At 32.2% G+C, this 19654-nt stretch carries 16 protein-coding genes; 9 read left to right on the top strand and 7 right to left on the bottom strand.

Annotated features, from left to right (window positions below; genetic code table 11):
* Positions 1-26: 26 nt before the first annotated feature.
* Entirely contained in the window at positions 27-1025 is a 999-nt protein-coding gene (locus NH26_RS04470) for a DUF4249 family protein (RefSeq protein ID WP_158021884.1), read from the bottom strand.
* Positions 1025-3406, bottom strand: coding sequence for a TonB-dependent receptor (locus NH26_RS04465; protein ID WP_044222144.1), 2382 nt, complete (start codon positions 3404-3406; stop codon positions 1025-1027). Before NH26_RS04465 ends, NH26_RS04470 begins: the two co-directional genes overlap by 1 nt.
* A gap of 190 nt (positions 3407-3596) precedes the next feature.
* Between NH26_RS04465 and NH26_RS04460 the strand changes: the two genes are divergently transcribed.
* Positions 3597-5150, top strand: coding sequence for a glycerol-3-phosphate dehydrogenase/oxidase (locus NH26_RS04460; protein WP_044222141.1), 1554 nt, complete (start codon positions 3597-3599; stop codon positions 5148-5150).
* A gap of 76 nt (positions 5151-5226) precedes the next feature.
* On the opposite strand, the gene pafA is transcribed toward NH26_RS04460, so the two are convergent.
* Complete coding sequence (gene pafA, locus NH26_RS04455; protein ID WP_044222138.1) at positions 5227-6906, bottom strand: alkaline phosphatase PafA; 1680 nt, start codon at positions 6904-6906, stop codon at positions 5227-5229.
* Positions 6907-7006: 100 nt separating this feature from the next.
* Positions 7007-8086, bottom strand: coding sequence for a GSCFA domain-containing protein (locus NH26_RS04450; RefSeq protein WP_052431947.1), 1080 nt, complete (start codon positions 8084-8086; stop codon positions 7007-7009).
* Positions 8087-8106: 20 nt separating this feature from the next.
* On the opposite strand from NH26_RS04450, the gene NH26_RS04445 reads away from it, so the two are divergent.
* Positions 8107-9060, top strand: coding sequence for a transketolase family protein (locus NH26_RS04445; RefSeq protein ID WP_044222559.1), 954 nt, complete (start codon positions 8107-8109; stop codon positions 9058-9060).
* 199 nt (positions 9061-9259) lie between these two features.
* Positions 9260-11179 (top strand): tetratricopeptide repeat protein, encoded by a 1920-nt coding sequence (locus tag NH26_RS04440; RefSeq protein WP_158021883.1) that lies wholly within the window; start codon positions 9260-9262, stop codon positions 11177-11179.
* 53 nt (positions 11180-11232) lie between these two features.
* Here the strand turns inward: NH26_RS04440 and NH26_RS04435 are convergent, their stop codons facing one another.
* Entirely contained in the window at positions 11233-11805 is a 573-nt protein-coding gene (locus tag NH26_RS04435; protein ID WP_044222131.1) for an AP2/ERF family transcription factor, read from the bottom strand.
* Positions 11806-11847: 42 nt separating this feature from the next.
* Positions 11848-12258, bottom strand: a complete 411-nt coding sequence (locus NH26_RS04430) for a hypothetical protein (RefSeq protein ID WP_044222128.1) — start codon at positions 12256-12258, stop codon at positions 11848-11850.
* Between the two features lie 223 nt (positions 12259-12481).
* On the opposite strand from NH26_RS04430, the gene NH26_RS04425 reads away from it, so the two are divergent.
* From NH26_RS04425 to NH26_RS04410, 4 genes are all read left to right on the top strand, one after another.
* Positions 12482-12754 carry a DUF2061 domain-containing protein gene (locus tag NH26_RS04425; protein WP_044222125.1) on the top strand — a complete coding sequence of 91 codons (273 nt, stop codon included), beginning with the start codon at positions 12482-12484 and terminating at the stop codon, positions 12752-12754.
* A 95-nt stretch (positions 12755-12849) separates the two neighbouring features.
* Positions 12850-16389, top strand: a complete 3540-nt coding sequence (locus tag NH26_RS04420; RefSeq protein ID WP_044222122.1) for a caspase family protein — start codon at positions 12850-12852, stop codon at positions 16387-16389.
* Entirely contained in the window at positions 16390-16971 is a 582-nt protein-coding gene (locus tag NH26_RS04415) for a Maf family protein (protein ID WP_044222119.1), read from the top strand.
* 3 nt (positions 16972-16974) lie between these two features.
* Positions 16975-17574 (top strand): DUF445 domain-containing protein, encoded by a 600-nt coding sequence (locus NH26_RS04410; RefSeq protein WP_044222116.1) that lies wholly within the window; start codon positions 16975-16977, stop codon positions 17572-17574.
* A gap of 48 nt (positions 17575-17622) precedes the next feature.
* Here NH26_RS04410 and NH26_RS25360 read toward each other — a convergent pair whose 3' ends face one another.
* The gene (locus tag NH26_RS25360) at positions 17623-17796 is read right to left on the bottom strand and encodes a hypothetical protein (RefSeq protein WP_199880227.1); all 174 of its coding nucleotides are present in this window, start codon (positions 17794-17796) and stop codon (positions 17623-17625) included.
* 247 nt (positions 17797-18043) lie between these two features.
* On the opposite strand from NH26_RS25360, the gene NH26_RS04400 reads away from it, so the two are divergent.
* Both NH26_RS04400 and NH26_RS04395 read left to right on the top strand, forming a co-directional pair.
* Positions 18044-18736, top strand: coding sequence for a pseudouridine synthase (locus NH26_RS04400; RefSeq protein ID WP_044222110.1), 693 nt, complete (start codon positions 18044-18046; stop codon positions 18734-18736).
* On the top strand, positions 18729-19580 hold the full coding sequence (locus tag NH26_RS04395) for a CvfB family protein (protein WP_044222106.1): 852 nt from the start codon (positions 18729-18731) through the stop codon (positions 19578-19580). Before NH26_RS04400 ends, NH26_RS04395 begins: the two co-directional genes overlap by 8 nt.
* Positions 19581-19654 lie beyond the last annotated feature (74 nt).

The raw sequence follows: 19654 nt of genomic DNA, 5'->3' as shown, positions 1-19654 counted from the left end.
TACTGACTATTCTTTAATGCCCTCCTTTATAATTTACGATTATCATAAGGGGGTTTAGTATTAATACGATAGCCGAGGGAAGATATTGCAGAACCACAGAAAACTCCAACGACCATTCCTTCAGCATCTTTGTTAGAAGCAACGATGTTTGAAGGCACATTAGCTAAAGGAGTAGCAAAAAGCCCTCCATTTGCCATTGCAGATCTAGACGCACTCATAAAATCAAAAGCTTTTTCTGTCATTGAGTGGATTTCACAATAAACCGAATCGCCTACTTCATAATTTTTCTCGCCTCTTTCATCTTCTTCTTCAGAGATACTTAGGTTTATACCTAACCGTACGGGAGGAATAAATGGAGTAGCTTGTGTTAGAATATTTCCATAATCACTTCTACCTGGAGTAATATCAAAAGCTAAAAGCATCTCAGAAGACTTATTTAAAAAGTTATCGTTTTTCCAAGTTTTGATCCAGTAACAATCTGCAGGACCTGCAAAATCTTTAGCAAAGAGTTCTCCATATATTTGGTCATCTTTTTCTGTATCACCTTTTGATGTTTGAAAGAAAAGAGAGTCAATAGAAGGTACTCTTTCTAGTGAAGTATAAGACTCAAATTGAAGGTCTTTATTATCGAATACAACACTTACTTCTAACTTATAATAATTATCATATAACCCATCACCATCTCTATCAAAGTCACCAGGTCGTTGTCTAACAATCAATGTATCTGCTAGAGTAGTAGGAGTCCATGTATAATATCCATCACTATCATACGTAAAGTTTAAGGTTTTATTATTAACTAAATCTAAAACTCTGACAGTGGCATTTTCGATATATGGAGGAGTAGTGTTATCAAAGTAACCAGAAGTTGAAAGAAGTCTAATTTTTTGAGATTCAAATTTATTATTGATCCAACCATCAACAACAATTTGAGGTCTTCCCGTTTCTAAGTCTACATTAATAACATCTTCACAGCTAATGCAGAAGAAAGAAATAATAAGGGTTGATATATATATGAAATTTTTCATTACCATTTGAAATTATAAGATACAGAAGGAATAATATTGCCAATTACAGATAAACGAATCGCTTGGTTTGGTGGAGGTACCCCTTGAGGCGATCTTTCTGTTTGGGGTTGGAAATATACTGAATAAGGGTTTTTTCTAGCATAGGTATTATAAAATCCAAATACCCAATAATGTTCCCATCTTCGGTCTGGTTTCTTTTTTCCATTAAGTGTTGCTGATAAATCTAAGCGGTGATAGTATCCTATTCTTTGATTATTTCTTACACCATCTACGTTATGTGGTACACTATATCCCTGAACTTGTATTTGATTTGTCGGGAAAGTAGTAGGAGTGCCTGTTACAAAATTAAAGTTAGCCGATAAAGACCATCTTTTGTTGATTTCATAAAAACCACTTACTGTAACATTATGAGTTTGATCGAATCTTGTAGGATAATAAATTCCTTGATTTACACCTGCAGTGGCTTGTTCTGATCTTGCCAAGGTATAACTTACCCAACCTGTTAATTTACCAGTGTTCTTTTTTACATAAAGTTCTAAACCATAAGCACGTCCTTTTGAAGGTAGAAGATCTCCTTCTAGATTTTGATTTAACAATAAATCCGCTCCATCCACATAATCTAACAAAAATTGAATTGGCTTATAATATACTTCACCTGAAAATTCAATCATGTTATCTTTAAAGTTTCTGAAATATCCAAGGGCATATTGATCTCCGATTTGTGGAGGTATATTATTTGTACTTGGCGACCAAATATCAAGGGGAGAAGCAGCACTTGTATTAGAGATTAAATGAATGTATTGTGCCATTCTATTATAACTTGCCTTGACTGAACTTTTCTCATTAAATTGATATTTAACAGCCAATCTTGGTTCCAAATTGGTATGCGTTTCTATTGGTTCCCAATCTCCATATTCTTTTTCTGATCCAGGAATAGGTTCACGTCTTTGATTAGGTTCATCAGCAGGATAATATTCATAAGTTGTTCCTGGTCCCATATAAGTAAATGCACTTAACCTTAACCCATATTGTAATGAGATTTTATCAGATATCTTTTGATCATTACCAATATAGATAGAGTTCTCCCAACCGTATTGGTTTTGAAGAGAAAAAGGAGGAAGCTCTTGACCTCCACTTACTGCAGTAGTAGTACCTGGAGCGAAATCATATATAATTGATTGTCCACCAAATGTGATGGTATTCTTTGTGCCGAGATACCAAGTGAATTCTGGTTTTACGGAATATGTTTTAATTCTTGATTCCCAATTAAAACTATCACTTACATCATTTACACCTAGAGCATAATCATAATCAGAAATGTATGCCGTTACATTCGAGAATAGCTTTTCATTAAATAAATGATTCCAACGGAAAGTTCCTGTTACATTTCCCCAACTAGAAGAAAATAGTGAAGCAGTTCCGAATGTATCACGTCCCCAATATCCAGAAAGGAATACTTTATTATTCTCATTTATATCGTAATTTAATTTTGCAGTTAAATCCCAGAAATTAAACTTTGAACCTTGTAAATCGTCTTCGAGAAATGGACCTGCAAGAATGTCGACATAAGATCTACGTCCACCAATAAGGAAAGACATTTTATCTTTTATAATTGGAGCTTCTACAGTAAGTCTACTAAATATTACACCAACACCACCTTGTACTTTAAGTTGTTTAGAATTCCCTTCTTTCATCCTTACATCAAGAATTGAAGAAAGACGACCACCATATTGAGCTGGTATTCCACCTTTTAATAACTTTACATCTTTTACAGCATCTGGATTAAATACAGAGAAGAATCCAAATAAATGAGAAGAGTTGAAAACGGGAGCTTCATCTAAAAGGACCAAGTTTTGGCCAACACCACCTCCTCGAACATTAAAGCCGGTTGCACCTTCACCTACCGTACTAACACCGGGTAGTAATTGAATTGATTTAATAACATCAACTTCTCCTAATAATGCTGGTAGTTTTAGAATGGTTTCAATTTCTAACTTTTGAGCACTCATTTGAACTTCAGAAACATTAGCGTCCTCACGTTCACCTGTCACAATAACTTCATCTAATTCAACATCTTTACCCTTAAGGTTAATGTCAATTTTTTGATTTGAAGTTAGGTCAATTTCTTTTTTAAAAGTTTGAAAACCTACAAAAGTGATTAATAGGTTATGTTTCCCCTCGGGTAAAGTCAAAGAGTAAAAACCATAAGGATTACTAATTACACCGACTTTGGCATCTTGTGAGTAAATAGTTGCTCCAATTAATGTCTCTCCGGTAGCATCATCCTTAATATAGCCACTAATAGTGTGCTGTTCAGATTGTGCAAATATTTGATTTGAGAGAACAAATATCAAAGCAATAAATAGCTTTAAATAACGCATAATTTTGTAGAAAGTGAAGAGTGTAATGAAAAAAATGATAAGAGTTAATTTTGAAAAATAACCTCAAAATAGTCGATATCTTACGATCACTACTAAAAATCAGTTGAATTTGTTTTAAAATTAGAAAAAAATATGTCATACTTAACGTTTCTTATTAAATTATAGTGAGAATCTTAATAAATAAAGACATATGGAAAAAAGAATAAAGATAATAGAACAGATAAAGAATACTGAAAAATATGATGTGATTGTAATTGGTGGTGGGGCTACAGGTCTAGGAACAGCATTAGATGCGACTCTTAGAGGATATAAAACATTACTTGTTGAAGGATTAGATTTTGCAAAAGGAACATCTAGTAGAAGTACAAAATTAGCTCATGGAGGTGTTCGATATTTAAAGCAAGGTGATGTTAGCATGGTGAGAGAGGCTTTGAGAGAGAGAGGTTTGATGAAAGAAAATGCACCTCATCTTGTTCATGATCAAAAATTTATAGTACCTGTTTATGATTGGTGGGATGCTCCTGTTTACACAACTGGTTTGAAAGTGTACGATGTCATGGCAGGGAAATTAGGATTAGGTCCATCAGAAATGATATCAAAAGAAGAAACTTTAAAGTTAATTCCTAATTTAAATGAAGAAGGGTTAATGGGGGGAGTGAGATATTATGATGGTCAATTTGACGATGCTCGATTAGCAATCACTTTGATGCAAACAATTAATGATTACGAGGGTGATATTATTAATTACATGAAAGTGACTGAACTACTCAAGGATGAAGGAAATATAATCGGAGTAACGGTTCAAGATCAAGAATCAAATGAAATAATTGATATAAAAGCAGACAATGTAATAAATGCTACTGGTGTTTTTGTTGATCAGATTTTAAAGATGGATAATGTAGATGCTGTACCAACAGTTTCTCCTTCACAAGGAGTACACATTATTTTAGATAAAGAATTTTTAAAAGGTAGCTCTTCGATTATGGTTCCAAGAACGGATGATGGTCGTGTACTTTTCGCAGTGCCTTGGTACGATAAAATTGTAGTGGGTACTACAGATACTCCTATGGATGAAGTGTCTTCAGAGCCAATTGCTTTAGAAGAAGAAATCGAGTTTATTCTAAAAACAGCTAAAAAATATTTACATAAGGAACCTAAAAGGGAAGATGTTAAGGCGGTGTTTGCTGGTCTTAGACCCCTTATGAAATCGACAGATCAGGATACAAAAAAGATATCAAGATCTCATAAAATTGTGAAAAGCTTATCTGGTTTAATTACTGTTGTTGGAGGAAAGTGGACTACATATCGTCAAATGGCGGAAGATGTTGTTGATTTTATGGAGAAAAAGAACGAAGATATAGGAGTGAAGTGCATCACTAGAGATGTTTTATTACATGGTTATAAAAAAGGAGTTGATCGTCTAGATGTTAGAAGTGTATATGGTAATGATCTTCATAAAATTGAGGAGTTGATCGCTGAAAAACCTGAGTTAGGAAAACCAATACATGAAAAGCTTCCATATAGATGGGCAGAAGTACATTGGGGCGTTATCAATGAACAAGCAAGAACTGTTGAAGATATCTTATCAAGAAGAACTAGAAGTTTACTTTTTGATGCTAAATCCAGTTTAGAAGCTGCACCAGAGGTAGCAGTTTATATTTCTGATTTATTAGAGAAAGAAGAGGGTTGGGTAGATAATCAAATTGATGAATTTAAAGCTTTGGTCGATAATTATTTGTGTTAACCCTAAATGGTATAGCATAAAAAAAGTGGTGATTTCTAGTATAACTGAAATCACCACTTTTTTATTGACTAATTATTTAGTCATTATCGTCATCATCTTCTAATGGTAATAGGATAGGATCGCTATAACATCCAGAAGGGTAAGTCATATTTAAGAATGAACAAATTGTTGGAGCAATCTCAGTCACTGTATGAGGTGCATGAGTATATCCATGTTCAATTTTCCAACCATAAAACATGATCGGTACATGAGTATCATATTTAAATGGTGAAAAGTGAGAAGTACCCGTTTTTTTGTAATCCATGAAATGAGATTTTAAAACGCCTGTAACATCTGGTGAATAGTGAGGGTTGAATCCGTTATAAATCAATCCTTTGTATCCTAATGTATACTCATTTCTTTCTAAGTCTTTACCAATAATAGCATTTGCATACTGTGGCATTGTCATTAGTGCTTCAGCTGCAGCAAGTTGTACCTCTTCTAGGTCTAACCCTTTTTCCTTAATTAGATCTCTATTTAGATAAGTACTTCCAGAATAGAAACTAACTATCCATTTTCCTTCGCCATATTTTTTAACTAAGTAATCGGTAATCACTTTACTGTCGTCTTTACTTTTGATGTTTTCAACTTCAAAATTCATTTCATTCTTCATGAAATTAGTATTTTGAGCACCAGCATGATCAGCAGTTAAGAAAATTACATATTTACCTTTACCAACTTTTTGATCTAAGTGATTAATTAAAGTGGCAATTTCTTGGTCTAATTTGATGTACATATCTTCAACTTCAATGGCTTGAGGTCCAAAAGCATGTCCTGCGTAATCTGTTGATGAATATGAGACGCCTAATAAGTCAGTGAAATTGTCTTGACCCATGTTTTCGTTATCTACAATCTTCATTGCCATTTCAGTAACAACAGTATTGCCATAAGGAGTTGATTTTAGTAAATCATATTTCTTTCCTGATTTTTGTCGAACTCTATCAGCAGCTAACATTTTCTTCAAATCATAAGGAAATGTAGGCGTCTTTTTACCTGGCATTAATGATTCATATGCATTGTCATCCGGCATGGATGCAGTATATTTTTCGATAGGTAAAGATAATTCCCATTTACCTTTCATGTACTCATCAATAGGACGTTTTTTTGCTGAGTTCATTTCACTTAACCACTCAGGAAGTTCTTTCATATAGAAAGATGAAGTAATCCAGTTACCTGATTTGTCATCTAACCAATAAGCACCATCAGCTTTGTGACCAGCAGGTAAAACAGCAGAGCGGTCTTTTATTGACACAGTAACTACTTTAGATCTAAAGTTACTAGCCCATTTTAATTCATCAGATAAATTAGTAACAGCTAAACGATATGGAGATTTTTTACCATAATTCCCTTCTGCACCCACTGTTTCATATCTTTCATCATCTACACAGTATACAGATTTTCCTTTTTCACGATCATAAAAATGATTTTGAACAATTGAATGATAAGCAGGAGAAGTACCAGAATAAACAGAAGCATGCCCGGGACCCGTTACCGTTGGAGCATAATTATATTGCCCGTTTCTTACAAAATATCCTTCATTGACTAATTTTTTGAAGCCATCATCTCCGAAATTATCCCAATATCTAGAGATGTAATCGTACTTCATTTGGTCGACAATAATGCCTACTACTAATTTGGGTTTATCCTCAGTAAATTGTGCATGTGAAGCACAAACTATACTAAAAAATAAAGAAAAGGTGAATAATATTTTTTTCATTTTTAATGTTGTATTTTACTTACGATTCACAATTTGATTTATGTATTCACAAAAACATAATTATATAATAGTTATCTTCTTTTTATTCACTAAATGATTCTTAATGTGATTTAGGCGTTACAATTTGTTCTTTTAAACTTAAAATTAAATCGTCTTTTTCAATTTCATTAATAGATTCACATAGAGTGATCATTTTCTTCAAAAAGTTTTGATGAGCCTCCGAATCGGGGTTGATAGGCTTATGTCTGACACCTCTTAGTACTTTATCCCATTTTTCCATAACAGATTTTGTTGAATCATTAAATAAACTATTTTTTACATAATCCCATATGTACAGAATAGCTTGGTCAGTAGGATGTACCATATCTTCCTTGTAAAATCTATAATCCCTTAATTCATCAGTCATGATTTCAAAAGAGGGAAAGTAACTTACATTACTATATTTTTGTTCTAGGATATGACTTGTATATCTCAAAATAGATTTACTTAGATTATTTTCTGTTAAGCCATTTCTAAAATGTCGAATAGGGGAAACAGTTAAAAGTATAGTAGTCTTTTTAGGTAAAAAGGATAATAATTCATCAAAGGAAAGAACAATTTCCTCTGGAGATAATAATCTTTGAGTAAATTCTTTTGATGGTAATTTATGACAGTTCGCGACTATCTTTTTGGTCTTATTGTATTCAAAAACAAATGATGACCCCCAAGTAATGAGTAAGAAGTCTAAATCGTCCATTTGATTTTTGACTAACAAGTTTTTTTCTAAGATAGATTGATGAAAATTTTCCGTGCTTTCAGAGGTGATGTCCGAATGATAATCTAAGCTTTTTACAAAATTATTTTCTGAAATTATGTGGTCATTATTTAAAGAAGAAGTATGTAAAGCGGAGCGTAAGTTTTGATGAATACTGATAGGATTAAATAGAGTTCCAAAAGGATTTGATAGGATATTAAACCTGTATTCTTTTAATTTTTCACCAATGTTGGAAGAAAAACAAGATCCAATACTTAAAATTTTTGATTTATAATTGATCTTTTTCTCATAAATAGGTGCCTTTATAGGGGTTCTGAATGTTTCATTATACATCATTTTGACAATATACGGTTTTGTTGGTGAAATAATTTTGTCAACATCAAGACAAACCTTAGATTTGTAACCGAATTTATTTGAAAGAATCATTTTTTACTTCAAATACACAAATGAAGAAGTACACATACACAGAGAAAAAGGATACTCGCTCAGGATTTGGTGCGGGTTTACATGAACTTGGAAAAATGAACGAGGACGTAGTAGCACTTTGTGCTGACTTAACAGGTTCTCTAAAAATGGACGCATTTAAAAACGATTTCCCAGAGAGATTCTTTCAAATGGGTATCGCTGAAGCTAACATGATAAATGTAGCTGCAGGTATGACTATTGGAGGTAAAATTCCATTTACAGGGACATTTGCGAACTTCTCTACTTCTAGAGTATATGATCAAATTCGTCAGTCTATTGCTTATTCTAAGAAGAATGTAAAAATCGCTGCTTCTCACTCTGGTTTGACACTAGGAGAAGATGGTGCTACTCACCAGGTATTGGAAGATATCGGGATGATGAAAATGTTGCCTCATATGACTGTAATCAATACATGTGATTACAATCAAACAAAAGCAGCAACAATCGCAGCTGCAAAGCATGACGGTCCAGTTTATTTAAGATTTGGTCGTCCTTCGATTCCAGTATTTATGCCAGAAGGTGAATTCGAAATCGGAAAAGCAATCATGTTAAATGAAGGTACAGATGTAACAATTGTTGCTACAGGTCATTTAGTATGGGAAGCAATTCAAGCTGGAGAAGCTTTAGAAGCAGAAGGTATTTCAGCAGAAATCATCAACATTCACACCATTAAACCATTGGATGAAGAAGCAATTCTTAAATCAGTGAAGAAAACAGGTTGTGTTGTCTCTGCAGAAGAGCATCAAATTGCTGGTGGCTTAGGAGAGTCTGTAGCTTCATCATTAACAAGAAATCATTTAGTGCCTCAAGAATTTGTTGCAGTAAATGACACATTTGGTGAAAGTGGAACTCCAGCTCAATTGATGGAGAAATACGGTTTGACTGCTAAGGATATTGTAAAAGCAGCAAAGAAAGCAATTGAAAGAAAAGGATAAATACCCTTTTTATTGAAATAATTGAAGCTAGTTCATATATTGGACTAGCTTTTTTTATAAAGCTTTTTTTAACTCCAAAAGATCTATCATTTTTTACATGTCTAACATACGACTATTTTTTTTACTGATTTTTCTGCCTACAGCTTTTACATTTTGCTATCCTCAGAAAACTTATCAAGTACCTAAATTTGATAGCTTAATGAGAATATTTGAAAAGCAGGAGATTTCTGATTCTTTAAGAATAAGTGCTGCCTTAGAATTATCATGGCTAAACAGAAATGTATCTCCAGATAATGCCTATTTATATGCTAAAATTTCAGAGGATCTAAGTAAAAGAGCGGATTTGGACTTTTTTGAAATCAGAGGGATCTCTTACCAAGGTATAGCATTAAGAAACAAAGGAGAGTATCAAAGAGCAATGCAATTATTTATGTTGGCTCTAGAGAAATCTGAAGGCATAAATTCATTAGAAGATCAAGCTTATGCTCATATAAATATTGCAAGTGTCAATATATATCAAGAACATTATGACGAAGCAACTATACATCTTGAATTGGCAGAAGTAATTGCAAATCAATTAAATGATGATAGAATTCTTGCTTATATAGATACAAATTACGGTAGAGTATATCAAGGTTCTAAATTATTTAATAACGCTGTTAGTTACTTTAAAAAAGCATTGTTAATTAGAGAAGAATCAGATGATAAATATGGTCAGATCGTCTCGTATGCTGACATTGGGAAAGTTTATCTAGAAATGGGGCACATAGAAAAAGCCTTACAATATCTTCAGTCGTCTTTACTATTAAATGAACAAAACCTTCATGATGCCGATAATATGGTATCTACACTTACAGATATTGCTGTAATTCATAGAGAAAAAGGAAATTTTGAGAAAGCCAATTTTTATGGAAAAAAAGCGGCTGCTATTTGTGTGAACTCAGGTTTAAAACATATGGCTTTAAATGCTTTTATAGAGTTGAAAAATATTGAAAGGCTTAGAGGACGTTTCAGAAAAGCATTAGAATACGACGATCAAATCGAATTATATAAAGACTCTGTTTTCAACGAAGAGGTGAGAATGAAATTAGCTGAAATGAATGTACGATACCTCGTTGAACAAAGAACAAAAGAGAACGAAATACTTAAGAAAGATAAAGAGATAAATGAAATCATTTTAGAACGTCAAACTATTATCTTGATATTCGCTATTATCCTCATCTTTACTTTAGCACTATTTGTCTATTTCTTATTTGTAGAAAACAAAAATAAAAAAGTAGTAAATAGTAAATTAAAACATCAAAAGAGTGAGTTAGAAATGCAATCCATTGAGATAAATAGAATAAATACTCTATTAAAAGAGAAATCTCAAGATATGATGGATTCAATCAATTACGCTAAAGGGATTCAAAGTGCAATTCTGCCTAATTGGTCTTATGTAAAACAATTAATACCTAACTCTTTTGTGTTATTTAACCCCAGGGATATCGTATCAGGAGATTTTTACTGGTTCAAACAAGTTTCTTTAAACCAAGGGATATTAATTGCAGCCGATTGTACCGGACATGGAGTACCTGGCGGATTTATGAGTATGGTTGGAGAGACTGCATTAGAATATATCGTAGATTCTCAGAAAATATTTGAGCCATCTGAGATATTAGAAGAACTTCATGCAAGGTTGTCAAGTATGCTTAGACAGAAAAAGTCTGGGAATACAGATGGGATGGAAATTGCCATTTGTCTTATTGATACAAAAAAGAATATCATTAAATTCTCCGGAGCAGGTATGAGTATGACTATTGTGGATGCAGAAGGGCATCAAATTGTCAAGAGTGCACAAAGAGGTGTGGGAGGTGTTTATTCTTTTTCTCAAGTGACAACACACATACATGATTTTGATAAATCTAAGATGTTTTATCTTTATTCTGATGGTTATGCAGATCAATTTGGAGGCCCTAAAGGTAAAAAATTGAAGAGCCCTAACTTTAGGAAAATATTGGAAGCATGTTATCAATTACCTGTTAAAGATCAAAAACAGTTTCTATCTACCCAATTCCAAGCTTGGAAAGGTGATGAAGAACAAGTAGATGATGTAATGGTAATAGGATTTACAGCATAAAAAAAGAGAAGTCAAATTGACTTCTCTATAGAGTAGTAGTTAGTAAGGTATATTTATTTTGATAGCTCTTCACTAGTTTCTTCCGTAGAGACAGGCCTTATTTTATTCAAATTTCTGGTTTTACCGAACAGCTCCATTGATTTTTTATTGTATGCTAACGCAGCTTCTTCAGCACTTTTGAAAGAACCAATAAAAATGGGCTTTCTATCTTTGTAAATAACAGCTTTATATCTGTTTTTCTCTTTTAAAACTCCAATGTAACCCGTTCTATTAACAGTAGATCTTGTATTTCTCTTGATTTCAGAACGATTCGCATAAGTCAAATTCTTTATTCTGCAATCCAATCTATTGCCATTAATGATTCTGATTAGACTGGCATTTTTATCATCTTTTTTTTCTAAGAAATTTTCTGCTATGTATTTATGTAAATAGATAGTATCTGTTTTGTATTTACCATTTGTTTGTCTCCATGATTTTTGAAATACAGCCCTGCCCGAAGAATGTTCTCTTAAATTATAGATGAAATCAATACTTTGTAAATAAGGATTGGTGCTAAGATGCTCGTAAACATAATCGTCTACGATAACCTGATTAGGAGAATTTTTTAGTTGTATTTTTATGAGCATGATAGATGAATAATTAAATCAAAGAGAAGAGCGAGGTAATGTTTATGCTTCTAATACTTCTGTTTTCTTCTTTGTTGATTTTTTAGATGATAATTTGCTTTGTTGCTTTAATTCTGAATTTTTTATCTTAAGTTTTGCTGCTTCGTGTTTCTTTTTACCCATTCTCCAATAACGATTGGCAATATTTACCACATCCTCTTTTCTTTTATCTGTGATAGAGTATGTTCCATTTAATTCTTTCATACCTAACTTAGAAAGAGTTAACTCAGAAGCGTGTTTATAATCAAGTTCTTGCAGCTTTTCTGCCATTTTTTTGATTATAAAAGCAAGCTTAAAAGGATCGTTCTCTCTGAGAAGTTGATTTCTGTAACTCATTAAGCTACCAAGTATTAATCCATAATCTTTAGTACCTAACACACGTACTTCACCAGGGTAGTTTTTTCTTTTTCTCATTAGTTTGAAGAGATTGTAGCAATTTAAAAGAAGAGGTCGTTTTGTTTATGATTGTTAATTAAGTCAAATACATTGAATTATACAATTTTTTCAAGATAAATTTAAATACTAGATGTGAAAATTATTCAACTTATTGCTTTACATTTTGTTTATACGAATGTAATGTTTAATATTGCCTACTTAATTGGTAGACTAAAAGGATAATTGTATAAATTAATCTTACATGTTAGCAGATAAATTAATAGAACGTAAACTGAAAGTTCAGAGAAAGGCTGATTTAGAGGCTGAAAAAACAGGAAAACGTAAGCAGCCTAAATGGGTAAGTATTGCTAAGTCAGTATCTTGGAGAGCAGTTGGTACTATAGATACTATGGTAATTTCATATTTTATCACGGGTGAACTTACTTTAGCGATCTCGATTGGTAGTATTGAAGTTTTTTCGAAAATGATTCTATATTATTTCCACGAAAGATTGTGGGAAAAATTCACTAAGTAATTCGACTAAATCTTTTGATACTTGTATATTTACTATTAATAAGTAAATCATATATGAGATCAATCATAAAAAATAATATACTAAAATTGAGACTTATGGTTTACATAAGTCTCTTTTTTTGTTTACCAGCTGCTTTCTGTCAAAATAATATTGCATTGACTTTTTCTCAAGGTCATTTAGGAGCTGTGACAGCTTTGGATATTTCTACTGATGGTAATATTGTAATTTCTTCAGGTGATGATCGAAAGATCAAACTTTGGGATGTAGGTCAGAAAAGACTTATCAAAACTATAAATGCGCATGAAATAGGTATCACAGATATATCGTTATCTTCTGATAATCAATATATAGTTTCCTCAGGTTTAGATCATAAAGTTCGGGTATGGTCTACTAAAACAGGAGAACTTTTAGATCAAATCGAAAACCTACAAGAATCTGTACAAGAGGTGAGGTTTGAGAATAAAAAGGTTATTTATATAAATTCTATTGGAAATATTTATCATTGGGATTGGCAAACAGATGATGATAATAAGACTTATCACTGGAATGAGAATTTTTCTGATGGAATATCAAGATTTTTAACCATCGAAAGATCAAGTAATGTTTTTATTGGGAATTTTAAGGGAGAAGTTCAGGTTTGGAATCCACATTCAAAAAGATTAAAAGCAAAGAGAAAACTACACAATGATTGGGTATCAGGTTTAGTATACATTAAAAATCAAAATTTATTAGTAAGCGGAAGTTGGGATGGATCTTTAGTTGGGTGGGATACAAAAAACGATTCCATCTATCAGCTTGATATTATTCCTGATGGTTCAGGAGTGAAAGATATTAGCTACTCTCAACAGAATAATATGCTAATTGTAACTACTACTGGTAATCATGCATATTTCTATACAATAGAGAATAAGCATCTTTCTAGAAACACACATTTAGAAAAAGAGGGTGTAGGAGATACAGCTTTTAGCACCACAGGTGAAATTGGAGTTGTATCCTATTTAAATGGTGACATTGAAATGTGGGATGTGAAAAATCTCAAAGTATTAAGTTCATGGAAACCTGTTACTTCTAAAGCAACTGATTTTACCATCTCAAAAAACAGTGGAGATATCGCTGTGTCTTCCCATGAAGGTGATATTAAATTATGGGAATTTGGTTCTCGGAAAGATCTAAAGAAATGGGAAGCACATGATGATCAAATCACCTATTTAAGGTACCTGACAAATGGGTTTTTAATGAGTTGTGGTTTAGATTCAACTATCAATTTCTGGAACCCAAGTAATTATTATCAAAAGCATGATTCTTATAAACATACTTCATCTATTACACATGCTTTTTCTTTAAGTCATCATTTAATAGTTTTCTCTGATGAGAATGGCGATGTTTTTACTTTTGATTTTGATACTCAATTACCATCAAAAGTATATAGTTCTTATTATCCAATTACAAGTGTTACTACAAATAATAGTGGTTCAAAGATTGTTTTTGCGTTATCCAATAGAAAAATTGGTATAATTGATTTGACAACAAATGATACCCAACTTATTAATGCAGATGATTGGTATATAAAGTCTATAAAATTTAATCAGAAAGAAGATAAGATTATCATAGGTGGTAAACATAAACTTACTTTAATTGATGCAGAGACTTACGAAGTAATACATTCTGTTGATATTGAAGAACCTGTTCAGAGTACAGTTTTTACTTATGATGATCAATACATCTTAGTTGGAGGACAAAATGGAGTATTGAGATCTTACACTAATGACCTTTCTTCTGTAGTTTTTGATTACTCTCAGAATGCGAATGATATTTTACAATTAGCCGATTTTAAAGGGAAGCAGGTTTTCCTTACTTTATCCAATGATTTTAGCATAAATATATGGGATCTTGAGTCTAATAATAAATATGGAGGTGTCTATATTAATGGAGAAACGGGTTGGATGGTAGAACATTTCTCTGGCTTATTCGATGCGTCAGAATCTAATATCAATGATCTATATTATGTAGCAAATCAAGAAATTATTGAGCTGAATCAATTACAAAATATGTATTGGGAACCAGGTTTAGCTACAAAACTATTTACTGGAGAACCTCTAAGACAAGTTCCGATTATTAATGAAATAGCTCTTTTTCCAGAAGCAGAAACTCAAAAACGAAATAATAAATTAATAATTGATGTCACCGATAGAGGTGGAGGAATTGGAAAAGTAGGTGTGCTTGTTAATGGTAAAGAAGTATTGGATGATATATCTAATTATAAAACCAATTTCATTCAATCTGCTTTTGTTAATGGAAGGCGAAAAGAAAGATATATCGTCCCTTTAGATAGTATCAATTATTTATTTACCTCAGAGCATCTAAATGATATTACTGTAATTGTTGAAAATACTGAAGGGTCTTTAAACGGTAGAGGACTTACAATTAAACACCGTGATAATAAAAATACAGCCGAACCTAATTTCTATGGAATTGTCATTGGGGTATCTGATTATCGTGGATCATCATTGGATTTAAAGTATGCAGCAAAAGATGCTACGTCTATTTCTGAAGCTGTTAAGACATCTGCAGAAGAGTTATTTGGAACAAATAGAGTGAAAATAACAACCTTAACAACAGATGAAACCGAACCTCAAAATCAACCTTCAAAAGAAAATATACAAGCAGCTTTCGATTCTTTAAGTAAAATGATGACGCCTTCCGATGTCTTGTTCATTTTCATGGCAGGGCATGGAATGTCCAAAAAATTCAATACAGGAGAAGAAGATTTCTATTTTCTAACAAAGGATATGATTACGGCAGATATAGAGGAAGAAGAGATTAGAAACAATTATTGTATTTCAGGAAAAGAGTGGTTGGATTGGATGAAGAAAATGCCTGTAACCCGACAAGTGTTCATAATGGATGCATGTAATGCAGGTCAGTTTGCCGAAACGATTTTGGCTGTTAGAAATGTAGACGAGGAGTCGGTAAGGCTAAGAGCTTTAGAAAGAGTTAGAAGTCGTTCTGGAATGTATTTACTTGCTGGAGCATCGGCGGATAAAGTAAGTTATGAGTCTACGTTATATGGTCAAGGGTTATTGACCTACTCAATTTTAGATTATTTTAAAACAGGTAATCTTAGAAAAGGAGAATTTGTGGACGTCCAATTGTTATTTGGTAATGCTGTCGATGAAGTTCCAAGACTAGCAGAACGATTTGGAGCCTTTCAGCAGCCTGAAATGAGAATTCCTAATGGGGGAGATAGTTTTGATATAGGTAGAGTAACGGATCAACTTAAAAATAATATTGATTTAAATAATAATATACCAAGAATTAGAGCAACTCAGTTCGAAGAGGAGTCTACATGGATTGATGAATTAGAGTTCGCTGATAAAATTGATAAACAGTTATTGATAAGGTCAGAGAGTAAAAACAATAGATACAACCCATTTATATTTAGTCCTTATATTAAAGGTGAAAATGTATTTCAAATAAAAGGTAAATACCATAAAACAGATGATGGTATAAATATGCAAATAAAGATTTTAGAGGGCGATCAAATAAAGCATTCATTTGAAATATTAGAAAACGATCCAAAACTTTTAGTGGATAAAGTTATCTTTGGGGTTATATCATATTTTAATAATTTATAAATGATTGAGACAAAAGATTATAACATAATTTTAGCATCAAAATCTCCGAGAAGAGCAGAGCTTTTGAATGGTTTGGATATTGAATTTTCTATTGAAGTACGTGAGGTAGATGAAAAATACCCTTCTAATTTATCTCCAGAAAAAGTGGCCGAACATATTGCTCATTTAAAAGCAAGTGCGTTTGATGATATTGATAATCAAACCATCGTAATATTTTCTGATACTGTAGTTGTTGTTAATGATCTAGTTTTAGAAAAGCCAAAAGATAAAAAGGAGGCATTAGAAATGTTAAGTGCACTTTCTAATGGTATTTCTTATGTGTACACTGCTGTAGTAATCAAAAAGGGAGATCAAACGATTTCATTTACTGATAAAGCGGAAGTTCATTTTAATGAAATTTCCCATAATGAAATGGAATACTATATTGATAATAAAAAGCCTTTTGATAAGGCAGGGGCTTACGGTATTCAAGAGTGGATTGGAATGGCTTTTATTGAAAAAATTAATGGTTCCTATTTTACAGTAATGGGTTTGCCGACCGCTAAATTATACAAAACATTAAAAAATATAATAGAAAAGTAGATCATGAATTATTTGATGTGGGTATTGCCTGTTATATCAGCAGGTATTGGATGGATAACCAATTATGTAGCAATTAAAATGTTGTTTCACCCTAGAAAGCCAATCAATCTAGGCTTATTTACTTTACATGGTGTATTTCCAAGGCGAAAAGAAACCTTGGCGAGAAGGCTAGGAGTGATTGTTGAAAAAGATTTATTTACTCCTGAGATGATTGTTGAAAAACTAGATACAGAAGAAAATAAATCGAAACTAAGGGAGAGTATAATGAAGAGGGTGAATGAATTTGTAGATGAAAAAGCAGTTCAATTTGCTCCTATGCTTCAAATGTTTGGTGGTGATGCGATCATTGATCAGATTAGAACAGGTATGGAAAAATCGGTTGACGAGATGATTCCTAAACTGATGGGGGATATTGGAAATAATATTAGTTCAATTAGTATTGAACAAGTAGTTTATGAAAAGGTGATGGATTTTTCTGATGAAAAATTTGAAGATTTACTTATGGCAGTTATTAAATCTGAGTTGACCTTTATTGAGATTATGGGGGCAGTTTTAGGCTTTTTAATTGGTTTAGTTCAAGTAGGTATCTTATACTTAAATTAAATGAAAAATGGCTCAGTGTTTCCACATGAGCCATTTTTATGTCGTCGTTTATTTTTTCTTTTTAGGGATGAAAATTGTCATATCTTCATCTACTTTAATTGCTTTTTCGAATTGTCCAACAGTATTACCCTGTTGTTGAGCTTGTTGAAAATTCTCTTGTTGTTGAAAGTTTCTTGCTTGGTTTTTCTGTAACTTCATTAATCTTTTAGCTAGAATTCCCATTAAAAATTTAATGATAACTCTAGAGTATTGTTTGAAAAGAAAACCGATAACAAGTAATATTAATATTATTTTTAACATCTTTGCTTTGTTACTAATCCCGTTTATTTAGGTATAATAAGATCTTTTCTTTTAAAGCTCTATGAATACCTATTATATTTGTTCGATATGCAAATATAGTTACTATTTAGTTACGTTCAATTGTACTATTTAGTTTTAAAATATCATCATCTTTATGTCTTTTTAATAAATGTTGGATATTTTATTTCAAGATGACCATTATATAGCCATCAATAAGCCTTCAGGCTTGATGGTACATCCGTCAGAAATTACAGGGAGAGATAGTGAATTTGCTATTTTTCAATTAAGAGATCAGATAGGGCAACATGTATATCCCTGTCACCGATTAGATAGGGCAACCTCAGGGGTTTTAATATTTGCACTTTCATCAGAAGCAAGTGCTAAGTTTCAACAATTAAACAATGAGAAGGGGGAAGTTGAAAAACTATACCTATCTTTGGTAAGAGGTCACCTTTGCGAAGAAAAACTTTGTGAGAAAGACATAAAAAACCGATATGATAAGGTATATAAATCAGCGAAAACTTTTATTCAACCATTAGCGAGGGTAGAACTGGATATCCCAGTTGGAAACTATCAAACTGCACGTTATACGTTGGTAAAGTCTAGACCTTTTACAGGAAAGACGCATCAAATTAGATTACATTTAAGAGGAGAAAATCATCCTATTATTGGTGACAGAAGATATGGAGATCATCGTCATAATAATATGTTCTTAGAGAAATTTGAGTTAGATCGCTTATGGTTACATGCTCTTTCATATACTTTTATACACCCATTTTCAGGAAAACAGATATCAATAAAAGCTGAACTTCCTGAAGATTTTAAAAAAATATTACAAAAAATAGGAATTAATTATGAGTAAATTACTCGTTGGAAGATACAATGAATTAGAAGTAGCGAGAATCACAGATTTTGGATATTTCTTAACCCATGAGGAAGGAGATGTTTTTGTGCCAATTCGCTTAGCTAATGAAGAATTAAAAGTAGGAGAGTACACCACTGTCTTTATTTATACTGATAGTGAAAGACGTTGGGTTGGTACACATGAAAAGCCCAATGGTATAGTAGGTGAATTTGTTACTTTAGAATGTAAAGACACTAATAAAAATGGAGCCTTTTTAGATTGGGGTATATCTAAAGATCTATTTGTACCATTTTCTGAACAGTCTGCTACTATGCAGATGAGAAAAAAAAGAAAATATACAGTATATATTGATTTAGATAGGAAAACAGGAAGGGTTTTTGCTAGTTCAAAGCTGAATAAATTTTTATCAACAGATATTTCAAACTTTGAGGAAAGACAAGAAGTGTTTATGTATATTGCACAGGAAGTCGAACTTGGATATGAATGTATTGTAAATAGGAAATGGTTAGGATTGCTATATAAAAACCAAATATATGGTGATATTAAATTAGGGAAAGTTCAAAAAGGATTTGTTTCTAAAATCAGACCTGATGGTAAATTAGACTTGACTATGTCTAAACCTGGCTATGACGAAACCGATATTGATAAAAAGGCTAAAACTTTATTGATGCTCATTAAGAAGAAAGGAGGTTTTATTCCTTTCAATGATAAATCACATCCCAATGACATCAAAAAAGAATTCAGGATGAGCAAAAAACAGTTCAAACAGTTATTAGGTTTTCTTTATAAACTAGGGGTAATCAAATTTACTGATAAAGGAACTGAGATCGTCGACTTATAATTTTTTAAAAATATTTTTTGTGTATCATTTTTGATTATAACTTATCTTGAATAAATTGTAATGATTATTCTCAT

This window comes from Flammeovirga pacifica, from assembly GCF_000807855.2.
GTDB lineage: Bacteria > Bacteroidota > Bacteroidia > Cytophagales > Flammeovirgaceae > Flammeovirga > Flammeovirga pacifica.
This window is presented reverse-complemented; position numbering and strand designations above follow the sequence as displayed.